Origin of the sequence: Paenibacillus sp. JJ-223 (assembly GCF_927798175.1) — a bacterium.
Lineage (GTDB): Bacteria > Bacillota > Bacilli > Paenibacillales > Paenibacillaceae > Paenibacillus > Paenibacillus hubeiensis.
In genome coordinates this window covers 77,598-95,951 of record NZ_CAKMMP010000019.1, presented here as the reverse complement: position 1 = coordinate 95,951, position 18,354 = coordinate 77,598, and the positions used below count along the sequence as shown (strand labels likewise).

16 protein-coding genes are annotated in these 18,354 nt (G+C 52.6%); 1 reads left to right on the top strand and 15 read right to left on the bottom strand.

The window, feature by feature from the left end; all coding sequences use genetic code 11:
* Nucleotides 1-72 precede the first annotated feature (72 nt).
* From L6H98_RS27095 to L6H98_RS27055, 9 genes are all read right to left on the bottom strand, one after another.
* Nucleotides 73-1,626, bottom strand: coding sequence for a response regulator (locus L6H98_RS27095; RefSeq protein ID WP_236420813.1), 1,554 nt, complete (start codon nt 1,624-1,626; stop codon nt 73-75).
* Nucleotides 1,601-3,385, bottom strand: a complete 1,785-nt coding sequence (locus L6H98_RS27090; RefSeq protein WP_236420812.1) for a sensor histidine kinase — start codon at nt 3,383-3,385, stop codon at nt 1,601-1,603. Before L6H98_RS27090 ends, L6H98_RS27095 begins: the two co-directional genes overlap by 26 nt.
* A 233-nt stretch (nt 3,386-3,618) precedes the next feature.
* Nucleotides 3,619-4,932 carry a stalk domain-containing protein gene (locus L6H98_RS27085; protein WP_236420811.1) on the bottom strand — a complete coding sequence of 438 codons (1,314 nt, stop codon included), beginning with the start codon at nt 4,930-4,932 and terminating at the stop codon, nt 3,619-3,621.
* A 182-nt stretch (nt 4,933-5,114) separates the two neighbouring features.
* Nucleotides 5,115-5,399 (bottom strand): hypothetical protein, encoded by a 285-nt coding sequence (locus tag L6H98_RS27080; protein WP_236420810.1) that lies wholly within the window; start codon nt 5,397-5,399, stop codon nt 5,115-5,117.
* Between the two features lie 32 nt (nt 5,400-5,431).
* Nucleotides 5,432-6,304 (bottom strand): inositol monophosphatase family protein, encoded by an 873-nt coding sequence (locus tag L6H98_RS27075; RefSeq protein ID WP_236420809.1) that lies wholly within the window; start codon nt 6,302-6,304, stop codon nt 5,432-5,434.
* 98 nt (nt 6,305-6,402) lie between these two features.
* Nucleotides 6,403-7,404: a UV DNA damage repair endonuclease UvsE gene (gene uvsE / locus L6H98_RS27070; RefSeq protein WP_236420808.1), complete on the bottom strand. Its 1,002-nt coding sequence runs from the start codon at nt 7,402-7,404 to the stop codon at nt 6,403-6,405.
* A gap of 147 nt (nt 7,405-7,551) precedes the next feature.
* Nucleotides 7,552-7,875: a hypothetical protein gene (locus L6H98_RS27065; RefSeq protein WP_236420807.1), complete on the bottom strand. Its 324-nt coding sequence runs from the start codon at nt 7,873-7,875 to the stop codon at nt 7,552-7,554.
* A gap of 26 nt (nt 7,876-7,901) precedes the next feature.
* Complete coding sequence (locus L6H98_RS27060) at nt 7,902-9,002, bottom strand: D-alanine--D-alanine ligase (RefSeq protein ID WP_236420806.1); 1,101 nt, start codon at nt 9,000-9,002, stop codon at nt 7,902-7,904.
* A gap of 354 nt (nt 9,003-9,356) precedes the next feature.
* Nucleotides 9,357-10,358 (bottom strand): amidase domain-containing protein, encoded by a 1,002-nt coding sequence (locus L6H98_RS27055; protein WP_236420805.1) that lies wholly within the window; start codon nt 10,356-10,358, stop codon nt 9,357-9,359.
* 362 nt (nt 10,359-10,720) lie between these two features.
* On the opposite strand from L6H98_RS27055, the gene acnA reads away from it, so the two are divergent.
* On the top strand, nt 10,721-13,435 hold the full coding sequence (gene acnA, locus L6H98_RS27050; protein ID WP_236420804.1) for an aconitate hydratase AcnA: 2,715 nt from the start codon (nt 10,721-10,723) through the stop codon (nt 13,433-13,435).
* Between the two features lie 96 nt (nt 13,436-13,531).
* Here the strand turns inward: acnA and L6H98_RS27045 are convergent, their stop codons facing one another.
* The 6 genes from L6H98_RS27045 to L6H98_RS27020 all read right to left on the bottom strand — a co-directional run bounded on the left by L6H98_RS27045 (nt 13,532) and on the right by L6H98_RS27020 (nt 18,318).
* Entirely contained in the window at nt 13,532-13,846 is a 315-nt protein-coding gene (locus tag L6H98_RS27045; RefSeq protein ID WP_236420803.1) for a hypothetical protein, read from the bottom strand.
* A gap of 31 nt (nt 13,847-13,877) precedes the next feature.
* The gene (locus L6H98_RS27040) at nt 13,878-14,276 is read right to left on the bottom strand and encodes a hypothetical protein (RefSeq protein ID WP_236420802.1); all 399 of its coding nucleotides are present in this window, start codon (nt 14,274-14,276) and stop codon (nt 13,878-13,880) included.
* 699 nt (nt 14,277-14,975) lie between these two features.
* On the bottom strand, nt 14,976-15,521 hold the full coding sequence (locus L6H98_RS27035; RefSeq protein ID WP_236420801.1) for a VanZ family protein: 546 nt from the start codon (nt 15,519-15,521) through the stop codon (nt 14,976-14,978).
* Nucleotides 15,522-15,556: 35 nt separating this feature from the next.
* Entirely contained in the window at nt 15,557-16,438 is an 882-nt protein-coding gene (locus L6H98_RS27030; RefSeq protein ID WP_236420800.1) for a M15 family metallopeptidase, read from the bottom strand.
* Nucleotides 16,439-16,532: 94 nt separating this feature from the next.
* Nucleotides 16,533-17,630 (bottom strand): HAMP domain-containing sensor histidine kinase, encoded by a 1,098-nt coding sequence (locus tag L6H98_RS27025; protein WP_236420799.1) that lies wholly within the window; start codon nt 17,628-17,630, stop codon nt 16,533-16,535.
* Nucleotides 17,623-18,318: a response regulator transcription factor gene (locus L6H98_RS27020; RefSeq protein ID WP_236420798.1), complete on the bottom strand. Its 696-nt coding sequence runs from the start codon at nt 18,316-18,318 to the stop codon at nt 17,623-17,625. Before L6H98_RS27020 ends, L6H98_RS27025 begins: the two co-directional genes overlap by 8 nt.
* Nucleotides 18,319-18,354: the final 36 nt, after the last annotated feature.

Below are 18,354 nucleotides of genomic sequence, written 5' to 3'. Positions count from 1 at the left end.
GGAGGACGTCCGGCTCCCTCCGGAGCTGTCCGTCCTCCCACAAATGGCCTACATTCGTTTGTTGGCCTCGTGTTAGATGCAAGTTCTCCGAAATTCCGTCGGAGTCATGCCGGTCCATTTTTTGAACACTTGACTGAAATATTGCGAGTTGCCGCCAAAGCCGAACAGTTCGGCCAGCTCGAATACTTTCACATCTCCGCCCCGGCGGATATGGTCGCATGCCCGTTCAATCCGCAGACGGTTCACATAGTTGGAGAAATTCTCTCCGGTCACTTTTTTGAAAATTTTGCCCAAATAATCCGGGTTCATGTAGAGCATCTGATGCGCCACCCCGTTCAGGGACAGATCAGCTTCGCCGAAGTGGCGGTCTACGATATCCATCATTTTTTCCACGGCAGAGGATTGGCGGCAGATATGGTTTTTATAATAACCGTTCGTCAACCTGGCCGCGCTTTCGGCTACAAACCCTTTCAGGCCGGACAATGTATCCACTTCGGGCAAGGATGCCATGCGCTGGGTAAACTCTGCAGCTTCCTCCGGCGGGCACACATGGATCATGGCCGAGTACAGCTGCAGCACGTAAGATCGGGTGACGCCGATTTCGAGCTGGCGACCGGCCAGCAGTTCAAACAGACGCTCCACCTCGGCCTGGACTTCCTCGGTATGGCCCGTCTTGATCAGCTGGCACAATCGGTCCGCATCCTGTTCGACGTGCAGACCGTCGCCTTCACCGGCCAAATGCAGGTCATCCGTCGTAATCAGCTTGCCTTCCCCCAGAAAAAAGCGATGATTCAGGCATTGCAGCGCTTCGCGGAACAGGCGGCGGGACTCGATCATGCGATCGGCCCCGCTGAGCGCGGCTGTCACTTCCAATTTGTATAACCTTTTGAAGGCGGCACGCACTTCTTCGATGCTGTCCTTCAATGCCTCCAGTCCCTCGGAGTCTTTCAGCAGCAGAAGCAGCTTGCCTTCAATCGTTGTGCTGAGCTGTGCGTGAGGCAGCAGGTCGCTGGCGATGTTTTTAATCGCGAACAGATGGCTATAATCATGCTCATCCACAATCCGGAACAGCAGCAGCCTTACTTGCTGGTCTTCCAGCTTCAGATTGAACAGCTCCTGATAATATTCCAGATCCACCGGGCCATAAGTGCGGTTGGTCATGAATTCCAGCAGAAACTGCTCTTTCACATGCGGCAGCACGCGCTGCAGACGCTGCTCCATCTGGCCGGCCACATGCTCCTTGGCCCGGGCGTCTTGATGCTCCTGGAGAAGCTCCGTCAATGCATCATGGATTTGATTTTCGTTGCAGGGCTTTAGCAGGTAGTGCTTCACCCCGAACTGCATCGCTTTGCGCGCATATTCAAATTCTTTGTATCCTGACAGCATAATGAATCTGACCCCTGGATACTCCTCTGCTGCCTTCTCAATCAGTCCAAGACCGTCCAGTCCCGGCATCGAAATGTCCGTAATGACGATATCCGGTTGGGATCGACCGATTTTGTCCAATGCCTCCACTCCGTTCCTGGCGGTACCCACCAGCTCCGTACCGGCCGCAGCCCAGTCCACGACCTGGGAAATGCCTTCCAGAATTACGCGTTCATCATCTACGAGCATCACTTTGTACATCGTCATCGTCCTCCCTGATCCAAGGTATTCTGATCGATACTACGGTTCCCGAGCCGGGTCTGCTGCTCACGATCATCTCGCCTTCGTCCCCGAAGGTCAGCCTGATCCGTTCCTGAATGTTGGATAATCCGATGCCCTGCCCTCTCGTTTTGATTCGTCCTTCCTGCAGCCGTTCCATGAATTCCGGCGTCATGCCCGGCCCGTCATCCTGCACCTCGATCACGACCTTATCCCCTTCAGCCCTGGCCCTGATCCGGATTTGGCATGGATCAATGCTCGGCTCAAGCGCATAATGGATCGCGTTTTCCACCAGTGGCTGCAGCGTCAGCTTCGGGATCCGGGCCGTGGTCACCTCGGGTGCAATATCCATGTCGAAATCGAGCCTTTCCTCAAATCGCGTCTGCTGGATCGTCACGTAGCTGCGAACGATGTCCAGCTCCTTCTCCAGGGCAATCCACTTCTCCGACATGTTGACCGAGCTGCGCAGCAAAAAGCCGAGCGCTTCGACCATTTCGGAAATTTGCGTCTGTTTCTGCACCTTTGCCATCCAGTTGATGGACTCCAGCGTGTTGTACAAAAAATGGGGATTGATCTGCGCCTGAAGCGCTTTCAATTCCGTTTCGCGAATGACCAGCTGCTTCGCATAATTCTCCTCGATCAGTTCCCGGATGCGCTGCAGCATCATTTTGAACGTTCGGTGCAGAAGCCCGACCTCGTTCTGAGGCGACAAGGGGACGTTTCCCAGAGCGGCTTCCTCCAGTTTATCCAGATCGCCTTTTTCGATGTTCCGCATTTTTTTGATCAGCTGGGCGATCGGTTGGGTAATGCTTCGGGAAAATTTTGCGCCGACCAACAATGCGGTCAGCATAATCACGATAAAAATGACGGTAACCAGCTGTTTAATAAATTGGATCTGCTTGAACATCTGATCGTACGGGGTCATGTACAAATACACCCAGTTCGTATAGGAAGAGTTCGCGCGGGCCACAAAATGCCTTCCCTGCTCGAACGTCGCGATGCCGTAGGGCTGCGTGCGGTTAAGCTCGGCGGCGATTTCTTCCTCGCTCACCGTGGATTCCGTCGGATATATGGCCTCTTTGCCATCCGTGATCATGAGCTGCGAGTCTTCGGCCGGGTGCTGCATCTGGTCCTGCACGATCCGGTCCAACCGCACGCGAATGATCAGGGTGCCCAGCTTCTCCAGCGTAAACCCGCCGGTGAATGACTTCACCTGTCGTACGGACAGCAGTCTCGCCTGGCGATCTCCGCCCGTGTACCAGGCATTGGAGCCGGCGTGTTTGTCCCCAAGGCTGACAAGCTCCGTTTGCATATCTTTGGAGATGCCCTCCCGGTTTCCTGCCGCCATGATATTGTTGTCGTTATCGATAAACAGCATGGAATAGACGTATTTCTCCGAACCCGCATACGCGACGAGCCGGTTCGTAATTTTTTTGCGCAGCGTATTTCGGGCATACACGGTATCCGCCTTGTCCAGTTGCAGAAGGTACTGCTGCAATTGTTCATCCGACATCACTTTGAAGGACAGATTGGCGATTTCGCGCAGCTGGTTTTCGATCCCCACCGAAGACATGTTCAGGACCTGGGACGATTTCTCGTAGATCTGGCGGTCATAAATGTTGAATACGTAACTCAGGACGGATACATAGAAGGTGAAGCTGACCAGCATCAAACATCCGATGAGAAGAATCGTTTTGTGGTGAATGGGCAGTGCCGTGAAAGCGTTCTTCATTTGTCTCATTCAAAGCGCTCCTTTGATTGGAGAAGGGTGCAGTGATCTGGCATGTTTTCCGCTTTACTGTAATTTATTTTCATATTTACACATCCATGAGCGAATGACAAGACATAAATAATCAACTTTTTGAGTCTGGCGTACAAAAACGCGTTATTCTCTGTGTGGTCGAAAAATAGACCAACAGCAAAAAATCCATGTCGATTCTAAGATCAACATGGATTTTCCTGCTCTGAGGCCGATTATGGGTTCACAAATACCGTTTTCAACTTCGCTACGTATTGCACGTCAAAACCAAGACCTTCGGCAACCATCGCCAGCGGCACGTACGTTTTGGACTCCTTGCCTACCTTGTTCAGGAATGCAGGCGTATCCACCGCAACAGCCGATCCGTTAACCTGAACGGTGCTCGCGCCGATTTTTACGGCCACCTTACGTTCGCCATATGTAATCGTTGCGGTTGACGTTTTGTTGTCCCACACGGTAGCGGCTCCCACGGCATTCACAATATCCTGGATCGCCACATAGTTTTTGCCGTCGCGATTGATCGGTTTGTACGGGGTATCCAGCAGTTTGCCGCTCACGATAATGTTCATCGGTTGACCCGACGTCGGGGCGGTCAGCTTGGTGTAATCGCCCCAGATCGTTTCGGCGAACACTTTGGCAATGGCTTCATAGCCAAACTGGTTCGGATGGAAATCGCGATCTTTGATCATATGTGTCATCGTGCCTTCACCGCCAACGAATTCCTTCGCGACGTGAGCCACCTTCACATCGATGCCATCGCTGACGGATTGGGCCGCAATCCCATCAATGGTCGTCGTAAAACCGGCAGCCGCCTCCATCAGTTTGGCATACAACGCTTTGCCCCCGATTTCGGGCATCGGCTGATACTGGTCCGCGATCACGATGCGAACATCCGGGTTAAGCGTATGGATATCCTGAATTACCGCATTCACATTGCTGGTATACGCGGCAAGCAGCTCCTTTACTTTGGCCTCCAATTCCTCGTTGCCAAGCTTATCCGCCGTTCCGAGCAGCTCGGAAACGTCATTGCCGCCAATCGTAATGGCCACGAGATCCGCTTGTGCCAGACTCTCGCGAATGGCAGAAACGTTGGCTCCGATCTGTCCTGCGCGCGGATCAGCCAAGCTCGGTTGAATCGCCTCCGAAGTGATCGTTTGGCCAGCGCGAATCGCGGCAACGAAGTTTTTCAGTCCAGTGCTCTTCAGTCCGGCAATGCCGAAATTGTCGGTCTGCGTACGTCCGTGAAGCAACCCTTGCTCTTGCAGACGTTCCACGTAACCGTATGGAAGGTCTTTCAAATTAGGTTCGTACCCTACCGTAATGGAATCCCCCAATGTGACGATGCGGAAAGGTTCTGCGACCGCAGCAGTGCTGCTTTTTGCGCTTACTGCCTGCCCGGATGCATTCCCGTTCCCATTGGCAGCGGCAGCGTATGCCGGTGCGGAAGAAGAGGAGAAGAGCAGCACCCCTGCCAGCATGCTCGCTGTAATACCGGCGGCCGTGTATCTCCATGTACGTGTATGTTTCATTCTCGGATCCCACTCCTTTTCAGAATAAAGACGTGCCAGGTTGAGGCCATCATGGCCCCATTTTCCAATATATCGATTCTATCATTATTTAATAGTCCTGTCGCCAAAAGCTTAACACGCCAAAGAACAGACTTTCCCATAAGAGAAAGTCTGTCCTTCATGTTGCTTCATTTGAACCAGGCTCAAGAACCCTTCTCGGGCTCCCCCGATGTAGTTCCATGATCTGAATTTCGTTTGCTGCCATCCGCACGTTCCAGGTAACGATCGTAGCGGTCATCCACTTCGCGTGCGATGCTCCGATATTTCAACGTTTCTTCCACGATCGGATCATGTTCCAACTGAATGCGAACCTCATATTTGGGAGGAAGCACCTGACGCTCGCGCTCACGCGTATCGTCGGAATCCTCCATCTCCCCTTCGGTTAACATCTCGCGCAATCGCTGCTCCAGCTCCTTGGATTCATCCATGGCTCTTCGCTCCTTTCTCTTATTCGGTCTAATTATTCCAAACCGGTGGCGCGTGCTTTCTTCAGCACGTCGGTCAATGCATCGTGAATGGCGCCATTGCTGGCCACGACATGACTCACGGACAACTGGTACGGCGTTCCGATCGTATCGCTCACACGGCCGCCGGACTCTTCCACGAGCAGTGCCCCCGCCGCGATGTCCCACGGTTTCAGCCCCACTTCGGTGTACGCGCTGAGACGACCTGCAGCAACGTATGCCAAATGCAGGGCAGCCGATCCGCCGGCGCGCAGGTTGCGTACCTGAGGCGCAAGAGCCTGCACTGCCGCCATGTTCAGCGGCAGCGCAAATGTAGGATCTGCAGGGAAGCCGACGGCAATCAGACTTTGGGCCAGGTTCTGCTCATTCGACACTTTCATGCGGTTACCGTGAACGTAGGCTCCTTTTCCTTTTTCCGCCACGAACATTTCGTCACGGGAGGGATCATAGATCACTCCCACGATCACTTCTCCGCGATGGGCCAAGGCGATGGATACCGAATAGAACGGGAAACCATGCACGAAATTGGTCGTGCCGTCCACCGGGTCGACGATCCACAGGTATTCTTCCTCCTGCGCTTCTTTCAATGCTTTGGCCGAAGCCTCCGGTCCCGGTTCAACACCTTCCTCGCCCAAGATGGCATGATCGGGAAAGTGCGTCAGGATCAGCCGGCGAATCATCTGCTCTGCGCCTTTATCCACCTCTGTCACCAAGTCCTGCGGTGAATATTTGGTGCCAGGCTCGGCAACCGTGCCAAGACGGCTCTTGATCCATTCTCCGGCCTTGGATGCGGCGTTGATCGCCACGGCAGTATAGCTCTTGCTTGTCACGACATAAGGCGTTTTTTCCTTCTCATTCAAAGCGTTCACTCTACTTTCTATATCAATCTGCAAACCTATAATAGTCTTGTTAAAAGTATACGCCCCGCAGTTCGCAAAGTTTCTTGCCGCCCAGGCCTCTTTTCGCGTTATGGACGTATGATGACGGTAGACTCGTCCACCCACTCGATCCCCTCTTCCTGAAGGGCTGCCAGCTTCTGCATCAGTTGAAGCAGCGCTTCATCCTTGCGTTTGGCTTCAATCATGACGTCAAGGGCAGGGGTATGTGCGGCAATATGGCGCAAAAACGTCAGCAAAGGCTCCAACTCCACGCCATCGGCATGGCCGCGCGGGTCCCTCTCGCTCTTGGGACTCGACACGTGGATTTTGGGAGGCAAAGGCCGGTCCGCCGGGGCATCTGCTTGAGCCAGCGGCGTCTGCCACGTCTCCAACACGCCTGGCCACAGCTCCCAAGGCTTCTCGCCCTGGTTGTTCACCCATTGATGATGAATGTCGAGCACCATAGGTACGCCCAGCGTTTGGCAAACGGCAAGCGTCTCGGGAGCATTGAACGTTTTATCGTCGTTCTCAAGCGTGATCCTCTGCCGGATGTCCGGGTCCAACTCCATGAAATGCTGCTTAAAGCGCTCGGCCGACGCAAGTTTGTCCCCGTAAGCGCCGCCGATATGAATGTTGTTTTTGGCGGTTGCATCCAATCCCATGGCCTCAAACATCCGAACATGATGGCGCAGATCGCGAACGGAGTTGCGAAGCACTTCCTTGCGCGGCGTGCTCAGCACCGTAAAATGATCCGGATGAAAGGATACGCGCATGCCGTTCTCCTTCACAAACTCTCCAATGGCAGAGAACTCATGCGTCAGCGCCGGAAACGGGTCCCAGTCGCTCAAATCCTCATGGGTGGCCAGCGGGATCAGCTTGGAGGAGAAACGGTAAACATGAATACGGCTTGCCTTGTTGTGTCTGAGCAAACGCAGCGTATTGTGAAGGTTCTCGGCCGCAATGCGCTCCAGTTTGCGAATCGCTGCTTCCCGGTCCCCGATTTTGTTGAAGCTGGCCATCGTCATCGTGCGGGAAGGGGACGCATTCTCGACGATGACGGACATGGCCACATATCCAAAACGTACAAGCATGCAGCGTCCTTCCTCTCGTTCAGGGGTAAATAACTCATGGTATGGAAGGCCGTCAATGCCTCCTCTGTATACCTCCAAGTTTTACCCTAAAACGAGGACGCTAATCTCTCCCTTTTCCGGTGATAAAAAAACGGAGTTCATCTACGGCTAGTCCTGAGCGTGCTCCCCGAAAAACATCTCGTCGGCAAGGGCCGTCTGGATACGCGATTCCTCTTCGGTCAGTTTGCGGATCAGCTGCATTTCGACTTCCGTCACTTCCTGGCCCTGAAAGTTGATTTCGGCAATGGAAGCCAAAATTTTGACGATGGCTACGGCCACGTTATCGGGGGTATAGGCGATGACCTTCTGTCCGGTGGGAAATACCCGGAAGCCCTGCTTCACCATTTTGCCGCGGCCGTATTCCAGCAGCTCGAACAGCTCCTGCTCGCTTTTGAATTTGCATACGGAATTGAATTCTGTCTGGAAGCCCATCCCACATTTCTCCTTTTCGGTTGAGGTTATGCGTTCACGCCGCTCTCGAATTGGAGCGCCTGTCTGTTCTTGTAACGTTCAAGGGCAAGCTCGATCATGCGGTCCAGCAGCTCGGCATAGGAAACGCCGGTCTCCCGCCATAACAGTGGATACATGCTATACGGCGTGAATCCGGGCATGGTGTTGACTTCATTGATCAGCAGCGCCCCGTCCGATCGGCGGATGAAAAAGTCCGCGCGGGTGATGCCGCTGCCTTCGATGGCGCGGAACGCCTGCAGTGCCGCTTCGCGGACACGATCGGCAGCTTCCGGATCCAGCGGAGCCGGGATCAGCATCTGCGATTGTCCGTCGATGTATTTGGCGGCATAGTCATAATATTCGCCGGAAGAGACGATTTCCCCTGGCACGGATGCCATCGGTTCGTCATTTCCGAGCACGCTGACTTCTACCTCGCGCGCATCTACGAACTCTTCGATCACCACTTTGGTATCATAACGCAGCGCAAGTTCGACCGCCTGTTTCAGCTCATCGCGGCTGCGCGCTTTGGAGATGCCCACGCTGGAACCCAGGTTCGCCGGTTTGACGAAGCACGGATAACCCAGCTGGTCTTCGACCTGCAGCATCATCTCATGCTCGGACTGTTTCCATTGCGTTGCATTAAAATAGGTAAAGGCACATTGGTCAATGCCGGCTTGCGCAAACAGCTTTTTCATGACCACTTTGTCCATGCCGCCCGCCGAAGCGAGCACGCCAGCCCCCACATAAGGCATATCCGCCATTTCGAACATGCCCTGGATCGTGCCGTCTTCGCCATACGTTCCGTGAAGCAGCGGGAACATGACGTCTATAGTCTCATCTCCTCCGTAAAGGCGTCCGAACAGCGCGTTCAGCGCTTCTTTCGTTCCTCCCGCAGCCTCCTCCAGCTTCAGATCCTCGATTTGTTTGAAAGGCGCGTGCATCACCGGTCCTTTTTTCCATGATCCCTGCTTCGAAATATAGAAAGGAACCAACTCGTATTTTTCATAATCAAACGCGTTCGTTACAGCAAACGCCGTCTGCAGCGAAACCTCGTGCTCTCCCGATTTTCCGCCGTAAACGACGCCAACTGTCAATTTATCCATGCTCATGCGTAACCTCCGATTGTCTGTGCGCGATGCGTTAAGTTTGCATTCCCTGCATCGTTGTTATTCTATATAAGTTGAACCGATGATTTTTACACGGAGTCACTACGTGGTCAGAACCATCTTCCGATCACTGTTATCCCCAGATTTTTTTGATCCCCTTTTTTCAAAGGGAAAATCCGGTGATAAGCCTATGCTTCCGATGCAGCTTTCTTTCAGAAAGCTTTTAGACCGCTTCGCTTCTCCAGATTCTTTCTGCCCTCTCCGTTATCGTGTAAATGTCTAGTTCAACCTATATAATAGATATTTTAAACGGACCTGGATGTTTCCGTCACCGCACCCGCAGCATCTTTTCCCTGCTTAAAATACGCTGTCAATATGGAAAAGCCGATACGTCGTGCGTTCGGTCCAGGCGTAGGAATCCCGGTAATCCCAGAAACGGTGGCGGCTGGCAACCGTATGCGCATTGACCAGCGGCATGCCGCCCGCGTCAAATGCGGTGACGATGGTGCTGTGCTGGTAACGGCCGTCGCCGTCCCAATCATAAAGGACGACGTCCCCGAGCTGCAGCTGTTCGGGACGTTCGACCACCGTTGCGGTCAACCCCCGCGTGCTATGGGTCAAATATCGTTCCAAAGCGTTCGATACCGCCCAACTGTAGCTCCACATTTCCGAGCCGTTGACATAGCCCTTGTACCACCAGCCCGATTCCCTTTTACCAGTATAGTTGATGGGTGCTCCCCCTGCAAAGAGACATTGGGACACATAATTGGTGCAATCCACCTCGAACTCTTCATAAGCCGGATTGATTGAATTCCACCATTGGTCGGCATAGGCTACGGCCAGATCCCTCCGATACTCCCGCTGTTTGGTTACGCCCCCTCTGCCTTGTCCCAGCACCTCCCGATTCAATAAGGGGAGATTGAGCGACTGCAAATCGGCATGATGGTAGGGTACCTTATCCCCGACAGGATGGCGTTCCGAAACTTCCCGTTCGACGCGGGCAATTACCCACTTGCCGTTATGCCGCTGAAAGGTCAGCCTCTCCCTTTCGATCCGTTCATCCCGATGGGTAATGCCTTCTTTGGCATAAAACAGCCTGACGTACAGCTGCACATCCACCACGGACTCCTCCGGGCTCTCGGACACCGTGCGCACCAGTTTGGCGCTGGTTTCGCCGCGAAGAGGAACGGCACGGCGCGTCCGATACCAATCCTCCAGCCTGGCCATGCGTTCTTCGCGTTCCGCCCTAAATATCGCGTCAATCACGACCTGCTCGCCTTTCAAGGCACGGTGATCGATCTCGCAGCGGTTGTATTCGTTCACGTAAGCATATAAAGCACTCTTCCATTCGCGTTCCAAGCCTAGCCCCCCTTTGGCTGTTCTGCTCCGGGATATGCACCGCCCGGCTTGCACACATACTTTCTTCCATCTATATGAAAGGACGTGTCGTTGTATGTTTGGATCAATGCGAATTCATCGATGGGCAAAGCTCCCAGCCTCCATGCGGAAAACGCATACATTCTTTTTGCGGACCTGATGCTGCGGGCAAAAAGCCCTTTACGTGGAGAGGTGAAAACGGTATACTTAGAACTAAAGTTACGATTTTGAAATTGTGTTTCATCTAATGAAACTACCAACCGGAAGCATGGATGGATGAAGGCCTGTTTCCGCTGAATGAACGTTCAACTTCATCGCATCGCACATTTGAAGGAGGTACATGTATGTCAGCCAAGAATCATTTCTCCGCCGCCCGCAGTCTTGAGGTCGGAGGCAAATCTTACCGCTACTACAGTCTCGATGCTCTTCAGGAAAATGGCCACGGCGATCTTTCCAAGCTGCCTTTCTCCATTAAAGTGCTGCTCGAAGCAGCCGTTCGCCAATTCGATGGACGTGCCATTACCGAAGACCATGTCAAACAATTGACCGGCTGGGCAGAAGGCCGTGACAATAATAAGGAAATCCCTTTCATCCCTGCACGGATCGTCCTGCAGGACTTCACCGGCGTGCCGGTGGTCGTGGATCTTGCAGCCATGCGCGACACCGTGAAAAAAGCAGGCGGAGACCCTAAACAAATCAACCCGCTCGTTCCGGTTGACCTCGTCATCGACCACTCCGTCATGGTTGACGCTTTCGGTACGAACGACGCGCTGGACTACAACATTAAAGTCGAGTTCGAGCGCAACGAAGAGCGTTACCGTTTCCTGCGTTGGGCGCAAACGGCATTCAACAACTTCCGTGCCGTCCCACCATCCACAGGGATCGTTCACCAGGTCAACCTGGAGTATCTCGCATCCGTAGCTGCAACGAAAACGGTTGATGGCGAAACGCTTGTATTCCCTGACTCCCTCGTAGGTACGGATTCCCACACCACCATGATCAACGGGCTTGGCGTTGTTGGTTGGGGTGTCGGCGGAATCGAGGCCGAGGCAGGCATGCTGGGCCAACCGCTCTACTTTGTAACACCTGACGTTATCGGGTTCAAACTGACAGGCAGCCTGAGCGAAGGCGCAACGGCAACGGATCTGGCACTGACCGTAACGCAAATGCTGCGTAAAAAAGGCGTTGTCGGCAAATTCGTCGAGTTCTACGGACCTGGTCTTGCCAACATCAGTCTTGCAGACCGTGCCACGGTAGCCAACATGGCACCGGAATACGGCGCAACGATCGGTTTCTTCCCGGTTGACAGCGAAACGCTGAACTACCTGCGCAGCACGGGCCGTTCCGACGAACAGGTTGAACTCGTGGAAGCATACTACAAAGCTCAAGGCATGTTCCGCACGGACAGCACGGCTGATCCTGTGTTTACCGATGTCATCGAGCTCGACCTTGCCTCCGTCGTGCCGAGCCTTGCCGGACCTAAGCGTCCGCAAGACCGCATTGAGCTGACTCAAATGAAGGAAGGCTTCAACAGCATCATCCGCACGCCGATCGACAAAGGCGGATATGGCCTGACCGAAGAGAAGATCGCGCAAAAGGTACCTGTGAAACATCCGGACGGTTCTTCCAGCGAGCTGACTACAGGTGCGGTGGTTATCGCGGCGATCACAAGCTGCACGAACACATCCAACCCTAGCGTTATGCTCGGTGCAGGATTGCTGGCGAAAAAAGCGGTTGAACGCGGCCTGACCAAACCAGGTTACGTAAAAAGCAGCTTGACGCCAGGCTCCCTCGTCGTAACGGAGTATCTGGAAAAAGCGGGCCTGATCGAGTACCTCGATAAGCTCGGATTCAACGTTGCCGGATACGGCTGCGCAACTTGCATCGGGAACTCCGGTCCGCTTCCGGACGAAGTCAGCGAAGCGATCGCCGAGAACGACATGACGGTAGCGGCGGTATTGTCCGGTAACCGTAACTTCGAAGGACGCGTTCACGCTCAAGTCAAAGCCAACTATCTGGCTTCGCCGCCGCTTGTTGTAGCTTACGCATTGGCCGGAACGGTGAACATCGATTTCGAAACCGATCCGATCGGTTATGATACAAACAACGAGCCGGTCTTCCTGAAAGACCTGTGGCCTAGCTCCCAGGAAATCAAGGATGCGATCGCAAGCTCTCTGAACGCCGATATGTTCCGCAGCAAATACGAGAACGTATTTACGGCAAACGAGCGCTGGAACCGAATTTCCGTACCGGAAGGCGAATTGTACGAGTGGGACCCGAACTCCACGTACATCCAGAACCCGCCGTTCTTCCAAAATCTTGGCGATACGCTGACCGACATTTCGGATATCCGTTCCGCACGCGTTATGGCATTGCTCGGTGACTCCGTAACGACGGACCACATCTCCCCTGCGGGGAATATCGCTCCATCCAGCCCGGCCGGACTGTATCTGAAAGACCATGGCGTGGAACGCAAAGACTTCAACTCCTACGGCTCCCGCCGTGGTAACCATGAAGTCATGATGCGTGGTACGTTCGCCAACATCCGGATCCGCAACCAGGTTGCTCCTGGCACGGAAGGCGGTATTACGAAATACCTGCCTACGGATGAGGAAATGTCCATCTACGATGCTTCCATGAAGTATCAGGACGAAGGACAGAACCTGATCGTTATCGCAGGTAAAGAGTACGGTACAGGAAGCTCCCGCGACTGGGCGGCAAAAGGTACCTTCCTGCTCGGCGTCAAAGCCGTCATCGCCGAGAGCTTTGAGCGCATCCACCGCAGCAACCTGGTGGGCATGGGCGTAATGCCGCTGCAATTCCAAGAAGGCCAAAGCTGGTCCAGCCTGGGTCTGAACGGACGTGAAACATATGACATCACGGGCCTGAGCAATGACGTGAAACCGGGTGAAGAACTGACGGTTAACGTAACCCGCGAAGACGGAACCCAGTTCCACTTCACCGTAATTGCCCGTCTCGACAGCATGGTTGACGTGGATTACTACCATAACGGCGGCATCCTGCAAACGGTGCTGCGTCAAATGATGAAAAAAGGTTAATGCTGTAAAATATTAAGACCTATAAATTTAAATTTTAAGCGCCCCGCTTCGTATGGTTGTACGAAGCGGGGCGTTTGTTTATGATACTTTGGTGTATCAAAAATGAAAGGTCCAATCGACATGCTCATCATTTGGTGGAGCCTCTATGGAATATAAACCTCTTTGATTGATCTTCTCGACGTTTGCCCAGTCCACAAAATCTTCGGCACCATATACACGGACAAAGCCTGCAAAAGAAATGCTACCGTCCTCTTCAACCATCTCCGTATACTCAGAGAACTGATGCTTGTATTCCAAGGTATTTAGAAAACTGTGAAATTCAGATATCCAATCCGGGATATATTCCGCATATTGTTTCGGTACATGATAGTAGAACGAATGCATGCCATATACGATAATTTTCAGGATCACTTTGTCGGCCTCCCCTGCTGATCTGGCGTAATCACAATTTCAATATGTCCATGCCCTCTCGGAAACAAATGGATATATCCGTACGCCGCGAAAGCACGTAAAACAACTCATCCCTCGTTTTGAATGCAAGATAGCGTGAATATTTTTCCATAAGCTCATGTTCTGATAATTCGATCGGCAGATGGATAATTTCGATGTTGTCCGTTCCCGGGAACAAACGTCTTCCTCTCTCGGACTCCCCAACAATCATTACTGTCCTCATGGCCACTAACTCTTCAAGTGTTGAGGATTGCAATAGTTGATCTTTTTCATTTTCCAATCGATCCACCGTCTCTTTATCCGGCGTACCTCCCGCAGCTGCAGCAATTTCATGTTCAATGCTGATGATACTTCTCATCTTCGTGGCGCAACGTTGTGCCAACAAATACAATGCTTCTCCTTTGGATGCCATTCCTAACAATCACTCCCCTTCTGTCCACGATCCTACTAATGGTGGCAGATAAAAATAAATATGTATCATGTTGAAATGCACCTCTGATCATACCCGTCTTTCATTCAAAAGTTCCGCTAACAGCCGCCACGTATTCTAACGAAACCCAGACACCTTATATACACGAATTTTGCTTCCATCCACGTCTAATGAACCTCAGACACCCTATTTCACGTCAAAGCAGCCTTCTGCAAACCACTTCAAGGAAATAACGTGTCTACGATTCGTTAGATCTAAATTGCTTGCCAATTCACCCCAATAAGCATCTTCAGGTTCGTTACGGAATCGGTATTCATACCTGACGTTAGTATGTGGCGTCCATGCGGTGCATCTACCATTTCGCCATATAAGCTGCTCTCTCCTGGAAAAAACACCCCATCCCCTCGCGCAGCCCGACCTTACGGACCTATGCAGAAGGCCAACCATATCAGCTCCAATGTAGTATGACGATGCAGTAGCAGGAAATCCGTCCCCCTGCACCAAAAAGAAGCTCACGCAACACAAGCATGGGCTTCTTTTTGGTATTTAAATATCGTTCAAACATGTGCAAGAGTCCACTTGTCCGAAAACAGGTTCGAACTCCTGTACCCAATGTTTTTATGTGTCTGACTTGGCTGTATCGACAAGTCCAATCGCGCCCTATGTTTCCTTGTATTTCTTCGCACCGGCATCAACCTTGCTTAACGAAAGCACAACAGACCCCATTGCCGCAAGCGTTCCGGCAATCATATAACCTGCCGCCCCGCCGAAGCTGTTCAGGATCAGGTCGTCTACGTCGAAAACACCCATGCCTGTCAGCAACTGCGTTACCTCGAACGCCAAACTCAGCAGCAGCGGCAACGTGCAAGCGAGCAGTGCCGTGAACAGCCTTTTCGCGCCCGGCATAAAAGAAAGGAAAATCCCCAGCGGCACAAAAGCCAGGACATTGCCGATCAGATTCAGGGCGGAAGCCGGATGATGCAATGACAGTTGGTGCCATTCCTGCGCGATTTGCCGAAACGGTACCAGATTCATGGACCGGGTGTGCAGCAAATCCGGCCGCCTGACCGTCTCCATAACCTGAACCGCAACATGCTTCAAATCGATCGCCCCTCCTTTGAACAAGATCAGTTTCAGCAATACGACCAGGTACAGAAACAGAGCCGCTCCCCATATGATCTTGATGTGCCATCCTTTTGCGTTCATCTCTGCAACCTCCTTACCTTGCGTTCATGTCAGCTCTACTGCTCTTCGTTGCTGGTCGTCACAATGACGCCATCCATGTTATCCCCCGATATCTCATATTCGCCCTTCTCGGGAATGAATACATTGGCATTTGACGTGGCCGGATAATACGTTACGCTGTAATGTATGCCATCCAATTCGACCCCAATCCGTTTCTCTTCCCGAAGCAGCTCCAGATACTGCTCCAGCACAAGGTCTTTGTGGTGCATGATCGCGCTATGCGGAAGCCCTACATACCGAAAGTGCCATGGTTCGTATTGAATGCCCGTGATGTTCACCTTATTTTTGGGGTACCGCAGAATGAAGCCGTATTTCCACGCGTTTTCCTGCAGCCAGGCACCCTCCGGCGCTTCACTCATCGCACCCAGCGACGAGCCGATATCCAGCGAAAGGCCCAGGTTATGCTCGCTGTGACCGGCGGGAAGCGCGTAATCGGAACCCTTTTCCTCATAGAGTTGTTGTTGTTTATCGAACCCCCGGTAGCCGCTGCTGATCAGGAAATACCTCACACCCTCTTCTCCCGCTGCTTCAACCATCTGCCGGAACGCCTCTGCCACCTTGCGCGACAGTTGAATGTCCCGATCAAGAATCCCGTATCCTCGATCCAAGTCACGCTCGTCCGCCAAACGGACAATATCCTTACGCACGCCTTCGGCATGTACCGGATATTCCTTGTTCACGAGCAGCAAGTCCCCTTGATAAACGTCGTTCCGCAAATCCAGGGTTATCTCCCGTCCAGGAGCACTCCAGCCGTCCACGGCTTCTCCCAGCTCCATGACGGGCACTCCCGTTTGATCCGGGTCGGGCATCGCCACGGAAGAGCGAAGAAAAATATACCCCAGCGCAATCAGGACGATCAAAAAGCCCCACTTTTTCATTACGTTGTTCCCCCTTCTCTCGTAATACCAAGAATAGTGGAAACAATTTAAGAAAAAGTGCGGCAAAAATAAAGTTTTTCTTAAATCGCCGATCTTACTTTAAAACAGGCAAGCGAATTTCGAATGCCGTGTGAATCACATCGCTATGCACGGAGATGACTCCGTCATGCTGTTCCACGATATTTCTGGCGATAAACAGCCCCAGCCCCGTACTGCCCTCCTGCAGCGTTCTCGCCCGATCCCCCCTGTAATACATATCGAAAATGTGAGGCAAATCTTCGGGGTGGATGCTGTCCCCATAGTTAACGACCTGAATGACCACCTGCTCGCCTTCCGTACGGCCGCGAATATCTACGTATAATCCGTCCCTGCCGTGGCGGGCAGCATTCATGAGCAAATTTTCGAATACGCGGGCCAGCACTTCTCCGTCCCCATGCACGATCAGATCGGGTTCGATGTCCAGCCTGGAGGTCAAGTGATTTTTCTCGAAAACGGGATACATCTCTTCGTTCATTTGACGCAGCAGCTCGCTCAGATCCAGTCTCTGCTTGTTGATCGGCAGCATGCCGTAATTCATTCGGGTGATCTCGAACAGCCCGTCGATGAGCTTTTCCAAGCGCCGCGATTTGGTGAAAGCAATGGAGGTATAATGTTTGGCCTGCTCCTCCGTCAATTGATCATCCTTCATCAACAGATCCAGATAACCGAGAATGGAAGTCAGCGGAGTCCGCAGGTCATGCGCCAGATTGACCACGAGCTGGTCTTTGCTGCTTTCGGCAAAATCGCCGCGTTCCACGGCATCGCGCAGCTTTTGGCTGGCCAAGTTCACGTCCTCCGCGATTGCCCCGAGCTCGTCCTTGGACGAAATCCGGACGCGATGCTGAAAATCGCCATTGGCCAGATGACGTATTCCCTCCGAAATCTCCTTGAAATGGGAGACGTAAGACCTTGTGAACCAGAAGAAAAACAGAATCGCCAGCGGGATAAACAAAATCATGAAAAAATAAATATCCCCCACGCTTTTCATGAAACGCCGGTAATCGGCCAACGTATCCTCTGCACGGACGCCGGAATAATACCACTGAAGCAGCTTGTACACCCCGTAGGTAATCGCGCCCGAAACAAGCATGCTCCGGCCGAGCAGCATGATCATCGTGGTGCGAAAGCTTCTTTGTTTTTTTTGATTATTCATTAAAGGTGTACCCCACGCCCCAGATCGTTTTGATAAACTTGTTTTTGTCCATCTCTTCGCCGAGTTTTTTGCGCAATGTCCGTATATGCACCATCACCGTGTTGCCGCTCTCGTAATAGGCTTCTCCCCAAACTTGCTCAAAGATGCTTTCCGCGCTGAATACCTGTTTCGGATGGCTGGCGAGCAGATACAGGATGTCGAATTCCTTCGGCGTCAAATCAACCTCTTTGCCATACAGCGTGACGCGATGCTGATCAGGCATGATGACCAGCCCGCCCATCTCCAATACCGAACGGTTGACGGGTGCAGCCTGGCTGAATTGCAGGAAACGGCGCAGCTGTGAGTTCACGCGCGCAACCAATTCCATTGGATTGAAAGGTTTGGTCATATAGTCATCCCCGCCCATGACAAGTCCCGTAATTTTATCCATATCCGATGTTTTGGCGCTTAAAAAAATGATCGGCAAATGATGCTGCTCGCGAATTTTGCGAGTTACCTCATAACCGTCCATGCCGGGCATCATGATATCCAAAATGGCCAAATCGACCGTTTGCGTCTGAATCGCTTGAATGGCACTTTTTCCGTCGAACGCCTTGATCGTGTGGTATCCTTCTTTTTGGAGGTGCAGGGACACCAGGTCCGCAATCTCCACTTCGTCGTCGGCAACCAATATCGTAATCCGCTTCATTGCTTACTCCACTCCATGTATGTGATGCTCAACAAT

Coding starts and splice junctions, on each gene's coding strand:
- L6H98_RS27090 (WP_236420812.1), bottom strand. CDS start 3,385: ATGAGACAAATGAAGAACGCTTTCACGGCACTGCCCATTCACCACAAA.
- L6H98_RS27020 (WP_236420798.1), bottom strand. CDS start 18,318: ATGAAGCGGATTACGATATTGGTTGCCGACGACGAAGTGGAGATTGCG.
- L6H98_RS27060 (WP_236420806.1), bottom strand. CDS start 9,002: ATGAGCATGGATAAATTGACAGTTGGCGTCGTTTACGGCGGAAAATCG.
- L6H98_RS27080 (WP_236420810.1), bottom strand. CDS start 5,399: ATGGATGAATCCAAGGAGCTGGAGCAGCGATTGCGCGAGATGTTAACC.
- L6H98_RS27095 (WP_236420813.1), bottom strand. CDS start 1,626: ATGTACAAAGTGATGCTCGTAGATGATGAACGCGTAATTCTGGAAGGC.
- L6H98_RS27085 (WP_236420811.1), bottom strand. CDS start 4,932: ATGAAACATACACGTACATGGAGATACACGGCCGCCGGTATTACAGCG.
- L6H98_RS27025 (WP_236420799.1), bottom strand. CDS start 17,630: ATGAATAATCAAAAAAAACAAAGAAGCTTTCGCACCACGATGATCATG.
- L6H98_RS27035 (WP_236420801.1), bottom strand. CDS start 15,521: ATGAACGCAAAAGGATGGCACATCAAGATCATATGGGGAGCGGCTCTG.
- L6H98_RS27030 (WP_236420800.1), bottom strand. CDS start 16,438: ATGAAAAAGTGGGGCTTTTTGATCGTCCTGATTGCGCTGGGGTATATT.
- acnA (WP_236420804.1), top strand. CDS start 10,721: ATGTCAGCCAAGAATCATTTCTCCGCCGCCCGCAGTCTTGAGGTCGGA.
- uvsE (WP_236420808.1), bottom strand. CDS start 7,404: ATGCTTGTACGTTTTGGATATGTGGCCATGTCCGTCATCGTCGAGAAT.
- L6H98_RS27065 (WP_236420807.1), bottom strand. CDS start 7,875: ATGGGCTTCCAGACAGAATTCAATTCCGTATGCAAATTCAAAAGCGAG.